Annotated in this window: 14 protein-coding genes; 11 read left to right on the top strand and 3 right to left on the bottom strand. The window is 68.9% G+C overall.

Annotated features, from left to right (window positions below; genetic code table 11):
• A complete protein-coding gene (locus tag ABD882_RS15240) occupies positions 1 to 399 on the bottom strand; it encodes a (deoxy)nucleoside triphosphate pyrophosphohydrolase (protein ID WP_345188231.1) in 399 nt (132 codons plus the stop codon).
• Between the two features lie 152 nt (positions 400 to 551).
• Between ABD882_RS15240 and ABD882_RS15235 the strand changes: the two genes are divergently transcribed.
• The 7 genes from ABD882_RS15235 to panB all read left to right on the top strand — a co-directional run bounded on the left by ABD882_RS15235 (position 552) and on the right by panB (position 7,181).
• Positions 552 to 812, top strand: a complete 261-nt coding sequence (locus ABD882_RS15235) for a hypothetical protein (RefSeq protein ID WP_345188230.1) — start codon at positions 552 to 554, stop codon at positions 810 to 812.
• A gap of 43 nt (positions 813 to 855) precedes the next feature.
• A complete protein-coding gene (locus ABD882_RS15230) occupies positions 856 to 2,544 on the top strand; it encodes a hypothetical protein (protein WP_345188229.1) in 1,689 nt (562 codons plus the stop codon).
• Positions 2,545 to 2,688: 144 nt separating this feature from the next.
• Positions 2,689 to 4,041 (top strand): plasmid pRiA4b ORF-3 family protein, encoded by a 1,353-nt coding sequence (locus ABD882_RS15225; protein WP_345188228.1) that lies wholly within the window; start codon positions 2,689 to 2,691, stop codon positions 4,039 to 4,041.
• 159 nt (positions 4,042 to 4,200) lie between these two features.
• Positions 4,201 to 4,968 (top strand): DUF2520 domain-containing protein, encoded by a 768-nt coding sequence (locus tag ABD882_RS15220; protein ID WP_345188227.1) that lies wholly within the window; start codon positions 4,201 to 4,203, stop codon positions 4,966 to 4,968.
• Between the two features lie 103 nt (positions 4,969 to 5,071).
• Positions 5,072 to 5,923 carry a pantoate--beta-alanine ligase gene (gene panC, locus ABD882_RS15215; RefSeq protein ID WP_345188226.1) on the top strand — a complete coding sequence of 284 codons (852 nt, stop codon included), beginning with the start codon at positions 5,072 to 5,074 and terminating at the stop codon, positions 5,921 to 5,923.
• Entirely contained in the window at positions 5,923 to 6,315 is a 393-nt protein-coding gene (gene panD, locus ABD882_RS15210; RefSeq protein WP_345188225.1) for an aspartate 1-decarboxylase, read from the top strand. Before panC ends, panD begins: the two co-directional genes overlap by 1 nt.
• Positions 6,312 to 7,181, top strand: a complete 870-nt coding sequence (gene panB / locus ABD882_RS15205; protein WP_345188224.1) for a 3-methyl-2-oxobutanoate hydroxymethyltransferase — start codon at positions 6,312 to 6,314, stop codon at positions 7,179 to 7,181. Before panD ends, panB begins: the two co-directional genes overlap by 4 nt.
• Before the next feature lie 28 nt (positions 7,182 to 7,209).
• On the opposite strand, the gene ABD882_RS15200 is transcribed toward panB, so the two are convergent.
• Entirely contained in the window at positions 7,210 to 7,956 is a 747-nt protein-coding gene (locus tag ABD882_RS15200) for a ribonuclease H family protein (protein ID WP_345188223.1), read from the bottom strand.
• Between the two features lie 286 nt (positions 7,957 to 8,242).
• Between ABD882_RS15200 and ABD882_RS15195 the strand changes: the two genes are divergently transcribed.
• Both ABD882_RS15195 and ABD882_RS15190 read left to right on the top strand, forming a co-directional pair.
• A complete protein-coding gene (locus ABD882_RS15195; RefSeq protein WP_345188222.1) occupies positions 8,243 to 8,839 on the top strand; it encodes a PadR family transcriptional regulator in 597 nt (198 codons plus the stop codon).
• Positions 8,839 to 10,629 (top strand): ABC1 kinase family protein, encoded by a 1,791-nt coding sequence (locus ABD882_RS15190; RefSeq protein WP_345188221.1) that lies wholly within the window; start codon positions 8,839 to 8,841, stop codon positions 10,627 to 10,629. Before ABD882_RS15195 ends, ABD882_RS15190 begins: the two co-directional genes overlap by 1 nt.
• A 72-nt stretch (positions 10,630 to 10,701) precedes the next feature.
• Here ABD882_RS15190 and ABD882_RS15185 read toward each other — a convergent pair whose 3' ends face one another.
• On the bottom strand, positions 10,702 to 11,925 hold the full coding sequence (locus ABD882_RS15185) for an MFS transporter (protein WP_345188220.1): 1,224 nt from the start codon (positions 11,923 to 11,925) through the stop codon (positions 10,702 to 10,704).
• A 79-nt stretch (positions 11,926 to 12,004) separates the two neighbouring features.
• On the opposite strand from ABD882_RS15185, the gene ABD882_RS15180 reads away from it, so the two are divergent.
• Entirely contained in the window at positions 12,005 to 12,325 is a 321-nt protein-coding gene (locus ABD882_RS15180) for an ArsR/SmtB family transcription factor (RefSeq protein WP_345188219.1), read from the top strand.
• Between the two features lie 242 nt (positions 12,326 to 12,567).
• A complete protein-coding gene (locus tag ABD882_RS15175; protein ID WP_345188218.1) occupies positions 12,568 to 12,948 on the top strand; it encodes a Fic/DOC family N-terminal domain-containing protein in 381 nt (126 codons plus the stop codon).
• The last annotated feature ends 39 nt before the right edge of the window (positions 12,949 to 12,987 follow it).

Raw genomic sequence — 12,987 nt, 5'->3', positions numbered from 1 at the left:
CTACTCCCCGTGGTCATACATGACGCGTTCGACCGCGGGCATATCCGCCGGCGCCCACTCGACGCTGCGCAACTCCGCGACGGGGATCCACCGGATCTCCGAGTGCTCGGTCAACTTCGGTTCGGCGTCGATGAGCGTCGCGTAAAACGTCGTCAGAGTGACGATGCCGAAGTCATATTCGTGGGTTGTCGTCTCCACGAGCTCTCCCACGGAGACGGTGCACAGGAGTTCTTCGCGCATCTCGCGAGTGAGAGCTTCCTGCGCCGACTCTCCGGGCTCGATCTTCCCTCCGGGGAACTCCCAAAAGCCCGGCAGGGACATTAACTGACTACGTTGCGCGGAGAGCACCGCGCCGTCGCGCATGACGACGGCGCCGACAACATTGATCTGCTTCTTCACACGACACTCCAGATGCTCGCGGGCGGGCGTACACGCAGCCTATCCACCAGTCCGGACAACGATCAGTCTCGTCGTCGACAGTCTGCGATTTGCCGGCTACGGTGCGGGGTGGACGGTCGTTTGCACGCGCGACTGGTGCGAGGAGGAGTGACATGACTGACCTGCAACAGGCCGCCAACGCGTTCGCAAGCGTGATGTCAGACGCGTGGGACGCCGACGACATGTGGCACGCGATGCAGTGGGGCGAGGCGTTAGCTATGGCGGAGCTGATGTTCCAGGCTGGCCATGGCGATCTGGCTCAAGAGATTGTCCGTTGGTGGCTCCGAGCGAATGATCCGAACGACGCTGAGCTGGCGGATCTGCTGCCGAATCCCGCGGTCAAACTCTCGGAGTGGCAACCAGCAGACAGGTAAAGGCACCGACCCCGCCTTCCCCGTCCCCCGTAGGCTTGCCCCCATGCTCGGCGAACCGCAGCCCTCGCTCATCGATGACCTGTCCCACGCGCTGCGGGATCCGCATCCGCTGGCGTTCCTCGAGGCGGCGAGTGGCCTCGCCCAGGTCACCGCGCCCGATCCCTATGCGGGTCTTCGTCCGGGTGCCGCCGCACAGCGCCCGGCGATGGATCGCGATCAGCTCATCGACGCATTCCTCGAGGTGGGTCACCGCGAGACCGACGCGCTGCTGCTCGTGTGGGCGGCGATGCTCGATCGGCCGGAGCTCGCGCTGCGGGTGCGAGAGGCGAATCGGCGGCACTCGCTGCCGCGGTGGGTGCATCAGCTCGATCAGATCCGCGTCGTGCGTGCGATCGAGAACACGCACGTTCTGGGCGACGGCGACAACCTCTTCCTCGGGGTGGAGACGGCGGGCCGTTCGTTCACGATCGTCACGTACGTCGACCACAACATGGGCTCGATCGTGAAGGACGGGTATTTCGCCGACGTGCCGATCCGTGAGGCCCTTGCCCGTCTTGATGCGATGCGCGGCGACGACACCGACCTGCACGAGATCCTGCTCGAAGACGCGGCCGCGAAGCTGACTCAGGCCGTCGAGCACGGCGACCGCATGCTGGAACCCTTCACGACCGACACCTGGCCGCAGGCCAAACCACTGCTCGCGTGGATGCTGCGGGGCATGCCGCCCGGCGGCGAAGGGTACGAGTGGACGGAACTCAGCGACGCGCAGTGGAAGAAGCTCGGGCGAGACTTCGCGGCGTCCGAGTTCGGTCGCTCCCTCGACTCCGACCAGCGTGATCAGGCCGACACCCTGATGAACTTCGCGGCGGGCTACGGCACCGGGGATCCTCTGCGGTGGAGCAAAGTGGTCGTCGAGATCGTGCTGCTCGACCTGATCCCGCGCAAGGTCATCGCGCCTGTTGAGTACCTGCGCACGATGCCTGAGACGCTCCGCTCCGTGATCCGGTACGCGCATCAGCAGCGATCCATCCCGGCGGCGTACACCGAGGAGGCGCTCGCGGCGATCGACGAGTTCCTGCCCGACTACCTCGAGGCCATCTCACGCCCGCGCCGGCAGGGACCCGCGGCGATCCTGGAACGGATGGGGGTGCTGGATCCGCTCGGCGACGACGAATACGAAGATGTCGCTCCGACCGACTATCTCGACCTGCTCGCGCAATCCGTTGGGGGGAGGGAGGAACTGGACGCCCTCGACTCCACGCCTCTGCCGGATGAGGTGCTCGACGTCGTATCTCTCGAGCCTGACATCGTCGACAGAGTGCGCATCGTGGCGGGCCTCGCGGACGGCGCCTGCGTCGAGGTGTTCGAGGATCCTGAGCTGCGCACGGCCGCACGACGAGCACTTGTGCGGATCGCGGCAGCGGATCCGGCGATCTTCCGGCGCCGATCCAGTGACGCGACGGCCGCCGCCGCGCTGTGCTGGATCGTCGCGAAAGGCAACGACTACCTGGACTTCGGCGAGGACGTCACCGTCGGCGAGCTGATGGAGTTCTTCGGACTCAAAGGATCCCCGGGGCAGCGCGCGCAACCGATGCTGCGGGCGCTGGGGCTGCGGGAGTTCGACTGGGCGTACGACCCGCAGCTGGGCGCCGCCGACCTGCTCACCTCAGAGGTGCGCGCAGAGATCATCCGTCAGCGCGACCAGTGGCGGGCGGCGTTCGAGCAGGACTGACGGCGGGGCGGCGGGGTTCCGCGGCCGCCGCGTCCTTCGCCCGCGCTGACGCTCCGCTGGAGGAAACAGGCGCATAGCTCCCTGCGCCCGGCGATGTCGGCCCAGGTCGTTAGGCTCACGGATGTGAGTCGATACAGATTGCGCGTGACGCTCGAGGAGGCGGATCCTGCGATCTGGCGCGCCTTCGAGATCGACGGACGGCTGCCGCTGCGGATGCTGCACGTCGCGCTGCAGACGATCATGGGGTGGCGCGAGCTGCACCTGCACGCCTTCGTCGACGCCGACCCTCAGAGCCGGTCGGGCGTGATGCCCCTGCGATGGGCGCCGCAGGACTTCGAGAACCCGGTCGGCACGCGTGCCGAGGAAGACTACGCGATCGATGATGTGCTGCGCGATCGGTCGACGCTCTGGTACGAGTACGACTTCGGCGACGGCTGGGTGCATCGGATCGACGTCACCGACGTACTCGAAGATGATTCTCTTCGCGCGCCCGTGGTGCTGCTCGACGGAGGCGGGCGGGGCCCCTTCGAAGACGCCGGTGGCGTGCACGGGTACGCGGAGAAGGTCGAGGCGCTGGCGGATCCGCAGCATCCCGAATACCGGGAGCTCAGCAACTGGGCGCGCGCGACTGTGGGGCCGTGGGTGCCGCTCGCCTCGGATTTCCTGGATCCGATCGGCGTGCAGAGCGAGCTGAACCTGCTCTTCAACCCGCAGGGATCCGGGATGTCGCCGTACGACATGTCGGGGCTGGTGAAGGATGACGCGCTGCGGCGGCCGTCCGACCTGGACGTCGATTCTCCGTTGGTCGCGCTGGCGTCGACGCTCCCGCCGCCGATCCGATCCGAGTTGCGCCAGCACCTGGGCCGCACGGGCGTGCTCGACGCGGTCGACGTCGACGATGCGACGGCGCTGCGGCTGATCCGGCCGTTCGCGTGGCTGATGGACGCGGTCGGACCCGAGGGTATCGCACTGACCTCCGCGGGCTGGCTGCCGCCCGACACCGTTCTCGACGGGATGACGACCCTCGGCTGGATCGACGACTGGATCGGCAAGGGCAACCGCGAAGATCTCACGCCTCCGATCGCGAATCTTCGCGAGGGCGCGCAGCGGATGGGCTTGGTGCGCGCGCAGAAAGGGCGGTTGCTGCTGGGCGCGGCGGCGAAGAAGGCGCTGGGCGACCCGCAGGCCCAGCTGCGGCTCGTCGCGGGTGCGACTTATCGCAAGCTCAGCGACGCAGAGACCGACGCGGCGGTGCTCCTGCTGCTGAGCATCGCTGATGGGACGCCCGCCGGCGAGCGCTGGAAGGCGGTGGCGTTCGGGCTGGAGATGTGCGGATGGCAGTCGGCGTCGGGGAGAGCGTTCACGCCGACCGACATCGACCATGTGACTCACCACGTGCAGCGCGTGCTCGACGCGATCGGCGAAAGTGGCCGTCGGGAACGTCGGACGCTCGCTCTCGCCGATCAGCGACTGTTCGCGCGCGTCGCACTGCGCTGAGCCTAGATCAAAAAGCCTTGTCACATCCTGCAGATGGAATAAGTCTGCGTAGACTAGTGCGCTTGTAGGGTGGCATTATGATCTGAGATTTGGACCAGATCCCTGCTCGGGCGGATACTCGACCCATCCCGGACGCCCGATCTCGGCCGGGATCCAACAATGAACTCGACCTCCTCCTCACTGCCTGGCGCGCTCGACCGCCGCATCGCCGTCGTCGGCGCCGGACGGCTCGGCGTGGTGCTCGCGCGGGCGCTGACCGAAGCCGGTCTCGACGTGAGCGGGCCGCTCCGCCGCAACGAGGCGATCCCCGCCGTCGATGTCGCGATCCTCTGCGTGTCTGACGGGGCCATTCACGACGCGGCTGAGGCGGCGCTGCCCTACGCCCGTCTCGTCGGCCATGCGTCGGGCGCCACGGGGCTCGACGACGTCGACTTCAGCATCCACCCGCTGCAGACGTTCACCGGATCCGAGTCGCCGGACGTCTTCCACGGCATCGGCGCGGCGATCGACGGGCGCACGGACGAAGCCCTCGCCGTCGCCGACGGTCTGGCACGGGCGCTCGGCGCCCACCCGTTCCGCGTCGACGACGCGCACCGCGCCGGATACCATGCCGCCGCTTCGATCGCTTCGAACCTGCTGCTTGCCGTGCTCGACGCGGCGGAGCAGGTCGCCGGATCCGCGGGGATCGATCCGGACGAGGCGCGTGCGATCCTGGCGCCGCTCGTCCGCCAGACCGTCGAGAACTGGGCCGACCGGGGTGCGCAAACGTCGCTCACCGGGCCGATCGTGCGGGGCGACGAGGCGACGGTCGCGCGGCAGCGGGCGGCCGTCGCCGCGGACGCTCCGGAGGTGCTGTCGGTGGTCGACGTGCTCATGGCGCGGGTCCGCGAGATCGCCGCTATGCGCGAGAAACCACTTTCGACATGAGACACCACGCCAGGCCTGGTGTCTCATGCAGGATGTGGTTTCTCGCAGGAAAAGCGGGCCAAGCGGGACGAGCAGTACGAGCAGTAGAGGACAGGAGCCGCGCATGAGGATCATCCGCACGATCGCCGAGCTCCGCGACGCGGTGCGCGCGGCCAAGCTCGACAAGAAGAGCGTCGGCCTGGTCCCGACGATGGGCGCGTTCCACGAGGGGCACCTCACGCTCATGCGCGAGGCCAAGCAGAACACCGGCCTCGTCGTCGTGTCGCTGTTCGTGAACCCGACCCAGTTCGGCCCGAACGAAGACCTCACCGCCTACCCGCGCGACGAGGCGCGCGACGCAGCCCTCGCCGTCGCGGAGAACGTCGACATCCTGTTCGCTCCGGATCCCGCCGAGATCTACCCGGACGGCTTCGCCACGACGATCCACATCGCCGGCCTCACCGACGTGCTCGACGGCGCGAGTCGCGGCGCGCACCACTTCGACGGCGTCGCGACCGTCGTCGCCAAACTGTTCGGCATCGTCGCGCCCGACGTCGCCTACTTCGGTCAGAAGGACGCACAGCAGGTGCTCGTGGTGCGCCGGCTCGTGCGCGACCTGAACCTCGACGTGCGGATCCAGGCCGTCCCGACCGTGCGGGAGCCCGACGGTGTCGCGATGAGCTCGCGCAACGTCTACCTCGACCCTGCCGCCCGACAGCAGGCGACGGCGCTGAACCGGGCGCTCGAAGCGGCCGCCGAGGTCGTCGAGCACGGGGAGCGCAACGCCGCCACCATCGAAGACGCGGCTCGCGCCATCCTCGCCGACGCCGGCATCGTCCCGGAATACCTCGAGCTGCGCACCGCCGACGACCTGCAGCCCATCACCGTCCTCGCCGGCGACGCCCTGCTCGCGGTCGCCGCCCGCGTCGGTTCCGCCCGCCTGATCGACAACCGCCTCCTGAGAGTGAGCGCCTGATGCGACGCACCATGCTGAAGTCGAAGATCCACCGCGCGACGATCACCGGAAGTGATCTGCACTACGTCGGATCCATCACCGTCGACCTCGACCTGCTCGAGGCCGCCGACATCCTCCCGCACGAGCAGGTGCACGTCGTCGACGTCGACAACGGATCCCGTTTCGAGACGTACACGATCGCGGGGGAGCGCGGATCCGGCATCGTCCAGGTCAACGGAGCCGCCGCGCGCCTCGTGCACACCGGCGACACGGTCATCGTCATCTCCTACGCCGACTACTCGGCCGAAGACCTCGCCGCCTACGCGCCGACCGTGGTGCACGTAGACCGGGCGAACGCGATCCTTCAGGTCGACGACGCCGTGGACACGCTGCTGACGGAGGCCCGCCGATGAGTGCGCACGCAGCCCCCTCTCGTCGGCTCACCCTCGGTGACATCGCCGCGAAGAAGGCCGCCGGCGAGCCGATCGTGATGGTCACCGCGTACGACCACCCCGGCGCGCAGATCGTCGAGGCGGCCGGCGTCGATATGGTGCTCGTCGGCGACTCCGCCGCGATGACCGTGCTCGGTTACGACAGCACCGTGCCGGTGACCGTCGACGAGATGATCATGCTCACGCGCGCGGTGCGGCGGGGGCTGACCCGGCCGCTGCTCGTGGCCGACCTGCCGTTCGGCTCATACGAGGCTTCCGACGAACAGGCCATCGCCACGGCGCAGCGCTTCGTCAAGGAAACCGGCTGCGACCTCGTCAAGATCGAGCGCGGCGGCACCTCGGTCGATCGGGCGCGGGCGCTCGTCGCGGCGGGGATCCCGGTCGTCGGCCATGTCGGCCTCACTCCGCAGACCGCCACCTCGCTCGGTGGTTACCGCGCCCAGGGTCGCACGGCCGAGGCGGCGCTCGCCGTGATCGACAGCGCGCTCGCCCTGCGGGACGCGGGATGCGCGCTGCTCGTCGTCGAGGCCGTGCCCAGCGACGTCACCGCCGCGCTCATGCCGCTGCTCGACATCCCGGTGATCGGGATCGGGGCCGGATCCGCGACCGACGGGCAGGTGCTCGTGTTTCACGACCTGCTCGGCATCTATGACGGACCCGCGGCGAAGTTCGTGAAGCGCTACGCCTCGCTGCGGGCCGCCGCGATCGACGGCGTCACGGCGTACGCGGATGAGGTGCGGGACGGTATCTACCCGGCGCCGGAGCACGGGTATGCGATGCCGGTCGAGGAGGCTGCGCGGCTGCGGGAGCTGCTCGACGGGCGGTAGGGGCAAGAAGGAGCGTCTCGGATCAGGCTCAGATCAGCCGGCGCAACGCCTCTTCGAGTGTGATGCGCTGAGCGTCGGCTCGGTCGCGGAGGCGGGCGTGCTCCTCGGTGGTGAGGGCCACGGTCAGCGTGAGGGGGGTCGCATCCGCGGAGCCGTCCAGACCGTCGAGCAGATCTGCGGGCTCTGCCCACAGGGTCGGGGCGGCCGGGCGAGCGGAAGTCCCTTCGACAAGCTCAGGGACCGGGACAAGCTCAGGGACCGGCTCAGGCTCAGGGACCGGGGTCGGGGTTGCCGCCGGGGTCGCAGCCGCCCCGGCGAATCCGGGACCGCGATCCGGATCCTGCTTGCGCTGATACGCGGTGGCCGCACCGTTCGCCCGCTCGTCTGCGGCCTCGTTCAGAGGGTGGCCGGCATGGCCCTTCACCCAGGTGAACGACACATCGCGCCCGCGCAGCGCCTCGTCGATGCCCTCGAGCAGGTCACGGTTGAGCACGGCGCCGCCGTCGGCCTTGCGCCAGCCCTTGCGCTTCCAGCCCGGCATCCATTTGGTCACCGAGTCGATGACGTAGCGGCTGTCGCACTCGATCACGAGCTTCTCGTCGGCCACGCTCGCCGTCGCGCGCAGCAGCTCGAGCACGGCGCGCAACTCGCCCTGGTTGTTCGTGCCGTGCGGGGATCCGCCGGCGGCCCAGTTGTCGTCGTCGATGTACCAGGCCCAGCCGTTGGGTCCGGGGTTGCCCAGTGCGGATCCGTCTGCGGCGGCGGTGATCGTCATGATTCCACCGTAGGGCGTGACGAGGCGTGTCTCTTCCGGACGAACGCGCAGGCGCACCCACCCTCGGGAGGAGAACTCGCGTTCGGACGGAAGGATCCCGGCTGATTCTCAGCCCCAGCGTGAGATCTCCTCCCGAACGTGCGCGCGCTCGACCGGCGACCGGATCCAGGCCACGATGGTCTTCGAGAAGCTCACCTGAATCCGCTTACCTCTTCCCTTCCGATACATAGCGACATATCGTTGACTATCGCTCGAGGGGATCGGGTGAGACCACGAGGAGGTCACCATGAACGGCACACACACGTCACGGGGATTCGGCGGAGCGGGCTTCGGCCCCGGCGGCGGACGCGGATTCGGCGGACGACCCGGCGGGCCCGGCGCGGGCATCTGGGAGGCGATGGATCAGCTGCGCGCTTCGTTCGAGCAGCGCGCAGGATCACCGCGGATGGCACGCGGCGACGTGCGGGCGGCGGTTCTCGCCCTGCTGGCCGAGCAGCCGATGCACGGCTACCAGATCATCCAGGAGATCGAGGAGCGCAGCGGCGGCGCGTGGAAGCCGAGCGCCGGATCCGTGTATCCGACCCTGCAGCTGCTCGCGGATGAGGGCCTCATCGAGGCGTCGGAGCAGGGCGGACGCAAGACGTACGCGCTCACCGAGGCCGGCAAGGCCGTCGCCGATGAGGCCGGCGAGACCCCCGCGCCGTGGGAGGGATCCGGTGCCCGCGTCGGCGGTGCGCAGTTCAGCGCGCTGCCGAAGGCCGGCGTCGACCTCGCCGGAGCGGTCGCGCAGGTCGGGCGGACGGGCACGCCGGAGCAGGTGCAGCAGGCGATCGAGGTGCTCGACGAGGCCCGGCGCAAGCTGTACGCGATCCTCGCTGACTGATGGGTGACGGCGAGTCCCTTCGACAGGCTCAGGGACCGGGGTCGGGGCAGGATCCGGTGCTCCGGGCCCGCACCCGGCGGATCCTGACGTTCGCCGCCCGCGCACTCGTGCAGACCTGGTGGTTCGAGATCGCGCTGCCGCGGATCGGGTTCGCCCGTGTGGCCGAACGCTCCCGCGGGGGGCGGACGCGGCGGCTGGCGCAGCGGTTCCATGCGCTCGCGGTCGAGCTCGGCGGGCTGATGATCAAGGTCGGCCAGTTCATGTCGTCGCGCCTGGACGTGCTGCCGCCCGAGATCACCCAGGAGCTCGAGGGACTGCAGGACGAGGTCCCCGCGGTGCCGTTTCCGGCCATCCGCGCGCTCGCCGAGGCCGAACTCGGCGTGCCGCTCGCGCGCGCGTTCGCGTCGTTCGACGAGACACCGCTCGCTGCGGCGTCGCTGGGGCAGGCGCATCGGGCGCAGCTCTCCGCCCTCGACGCGGCTGATGCCGGCTTCACCGACGTCGTCGTGAAGGTGCAGCGCCCGGGGATCGACCAGGTCGTCGCGACGGACCTCGCCGCGCTCCGGCGCGTCGGCGGATGGCTGCGGCGGATCCGCTTCGTCTCCGACCGCGTCGACGCGCCTGCCCTCGTCGAGGAGTTCGCGCAGACCAGCCTCGAGGAGATCGACTATCTGCACGAGGCGGCCTCGGCCGAACGGTTCCGCGCGGATTTCGCCGAGGATCCGCGCGTCGACGCTCCGCTCATCGCCTGGGAGCGCACCACACGCCGGGTGCTGACGCTCTCCGACGTCACCGCGATCAAGATCAACGACGTCGACGCCCTGCGCGCGGCGGGGATCGACCCGGCAGACGTGGCGCGGGCCTTCGCGGAGGTCATGTTCGACCAGCTGTTCACGCACGGGTTCGTGCACGCGGATCCGCACCCGGGGAACATCTTCGTGACCCCGCTGGGGGGAGGGAACGGCGTTTCGTCTCGCTCCGCTCGCTCAACGACCCCGGAGGGGCAGAGAGGCGGCGGCGCCGGTCGTGACTGGCGACTCACTTTCATCGACTTCGGGATGATGGCCGAGGTGCCGGAGGGGATTCGGCACGGCCTGCGCACCCTGTTCATCTCGGTCGCCTCGCGCGACGGGCAAGGGCTCGTCGCCGCCGCGCAGGAGATCGGCGTGCTGCTCCCCTCCGCCGAGACCCGCGAGCTCGAGCGGGCGCTGACCGCCGTGTTCGGCCGGTTCGGCGGCATGGGGTTCGGTGAGCTGCGCGATGTGGATCCGCGCGAGTTCCAGCGCTTCGCCGACGAGTTCGGCGACACCGTGCGCTCGCTCCCCGTGCAGCTGCCCGAGGGTCTGCTGCTGCTGATCCGCGCCGTGTCGCTGACGTCCGGCATGTGCAGCGGGCTGGATCCGCAGTTCAACATCTGGGAGTCGATCGAGCCCTACGCGACCCGGCTGCTCCGCGACGAGAGCGGCAACGTGCTGCAGGATCTCGGTCGGCAGGCCGTGTCGACCTTCGGGCTCGCGTGGCGGCTGCCGAAGCGGATCGATGACGTCATCACGCGCATCGACGAGGGATCCGTCACGTTCGACACCTCGCGGCTGGAGCGCCGCCTCGACCGCATCGACGGCCTGATACGTCGCGGCGTCTCGGCGGTGCTGTTCGGCGCGCTGCTCATCGGCGGCGCGATCCTGCTCGCTCCCAACGCGGTGCTCGGGATCATCCTGATGGCCGTCTCAGCACTGCCCCTGCTGCATGCGCTGTTCGCCGGACTGTTCCGGGGTCGCGGGCCGCGCTGATCTCGGACTGAATCGGGCTGTGCGCCCTCCGGATCCGGATCCGGATCCGGATCCGGATCCGCCGGCCGCGCCTCAGGCCCGGTAGCGGATCCGCAGGACCAGGGCGGTCACCGACAGCGCGATGACGACGATGCCGTAGCCGATGCAGACGGTCCCCAGGCCGAGTGGCGCGACGAGTATCCCGGCCACGACCGCGGGAACGCCGAACGCGAGGTACGCGAGCAGGAAGATCACGGCGAAGGCGTCAGCGCGCTGCGCGGCAGGGATACGCGGGGCGAGGGACCCGATGACGCCGAAGAACGCGGTGCCGAAACCCATTCCGGTCACGGCGACGGCGACGAGATAGGCCGGGAGCGACACGACTGTGAGGGCGATCAGTGACAGCACGGTGCCGCTGGCGAGAGCGGCGGTGCCGAAGATGGTGATCGTGCGCGGCGAGCGGCGCCGGATCAGCACGGCCGTGATCGCACCGACGCCCGCGAGCAACGCCACCGACAGGCCCTGCCAGAAGTGCGCGGTGCCACCGAGCTGTCCGCGGACGATGTTCGCGCCCAGCGAGAGGAACAGGCCACCCGTGGCCCACCCGGCGATGATCGCGGGGGCCGCGCGCCAGAAGTCGGTGCGGATCTGCACCGGCACGGACAGGCGGAAGCCCAGCGACGCCCACGCTCCGGGGAGGAGCCGCGCGGTCTCCGGGACGAGCAGGAACAGCGCGGCGAGCACGAGGTAGATCCCGCTGAGGGGTGCGAACACGTCGGCGAGGGCGTTCGGCGTCGCATCCAACGCGATGCCGGCGAGGAGCGCGCCCAGGGAGAGGCCGATCCCGGGGCACAGCGCGTTCCAGAGCGCGGCGATGCCCGGGCGCCCGGCCGGTCCCAGGTCGAGCACGGCCGCGGACAGCGCAGACAGGAGCAGACCGCTGGCGATGCCCTGCACGAGCCGTGCGACCACCAGGAGCCCGACCGATCCGGCATTCCAGAACAGGAACATGCTTCCGGCGAGCAGGATGAGCCCGGCGATGATCACAGGGCGGCGCCCCACGTGATCCGACAGGGACCCGGCGGTGAGCAGGGTGAGCATCAGGGCGACGGCGTATACCGCGAAGACGGCGGTGATCAGCGTGGCGCCGAAGCCGATGCGCTGGGCGAGCACCGGGTAGAACGGCGACGGCGCGCTGGCGCCGATCATCATCAGGATCTGTGCCGCGATCGCGAGGACGAACCCGAAGCGGATGCGAGCAGGTGCCGCAGTGGCGGGTACGTCGATCCTCGGCAGGGTGACGGGCTGGGTGGTCATCGGACTCCTTATCGTTCGATAATCATCGAACAGTGGGAGCGTACTCGCCCTTCCGCAATAGTTCAAGTATTATCGAACCATGCCCGGTGTCGTCGATCTTCCCCACCCGGAGCGTTCCGAGATCCAGCTCACGGAGGTGCTCTTCGCGCTCAGCGACCCCGAACGCCTGGCGATCGCGCGGCAGCTCGTCGACGGACCGCTCGACATGGCGGCGTGCCACGCGACGGATCCGAACCTTCCGAAGTCGACCAAGTCGCACTTCATGAAGGTCCTCCGCGAGGCGGGCGTGATCCGCAACGAGCCCCACGGGCGTCAACGTCTGCTGACGCTGCGCCGGGACGACCTCGAGGCGCGGTTCCCCGGCCTGCTCGACGCGGTGCTGGGCGTGACGACGGCCTGATCCGGGCTCAGCTGCCGCTTCCGATCTCGGTGGAGAGGGCGCCGGCGTACTCGGCTCGTGAGGGCGACGTGTCAACGGTGCAACCACGTAGGCATAACTTGTAAAAATATCGGCTGTATTTTTACATGTTCTCGGGTCGTGTGACTACCTTTGACACATGAGCTGGTCCGCCGAAGTGCCATAACGAGCTTCCCCTTCTCCCACCGGAGGAGGACTTCGAGTCGCGCGTCGTTCTCAAGGATGTGATCCGAGCGCGTTCGGCACTGGCAGCGCTGGATCAGGCGGCGAAGCGCATGCAGAACCCGTTGGTGCTCGTCAACTCGCTGTCCCTGTTGGAGGCGCAGGCGAGCTCCGAGATCGAGAACATCGTCACGACAACGGATGAGCTCTTCAGATTCGCTGAGCAGGCCGTGACGGATTCGGCGAGCGCTGAGACGCGCGAAACGCTGCGGTATCGCGCGGCGCTGTTCACAGGAATGCGCGCGATTCAGAAGCGGCCTATCTCCGTGAACACGGCGATCGAAGTCTGTCGACGGATCCACGATCGCGAGATTCGTGTGCGGGATCTGCCCGGAACGATCATCTGGAACGCGCAGGCGGTCAAGTCCCGTGTCGTGGTGTAATTCCTGTTGCTCCGTGGTGGGTGGGGTTTAGGCGGTCAG

The organism is Microbacterium panaciterrae (genome assembly GCF_039541635.1).
Taxonomy (GTDB): Bacteria; Actinomycetota; Actinomycetes; order Actinomycetales; family Microbacteriaceae; genus Microbacterium; species Microbacterium panaciterrae.
Note: the sequence above shows the minus strand (reverse complement) of the source record. Positions and strands in the feature narration are given on the sequence as shown.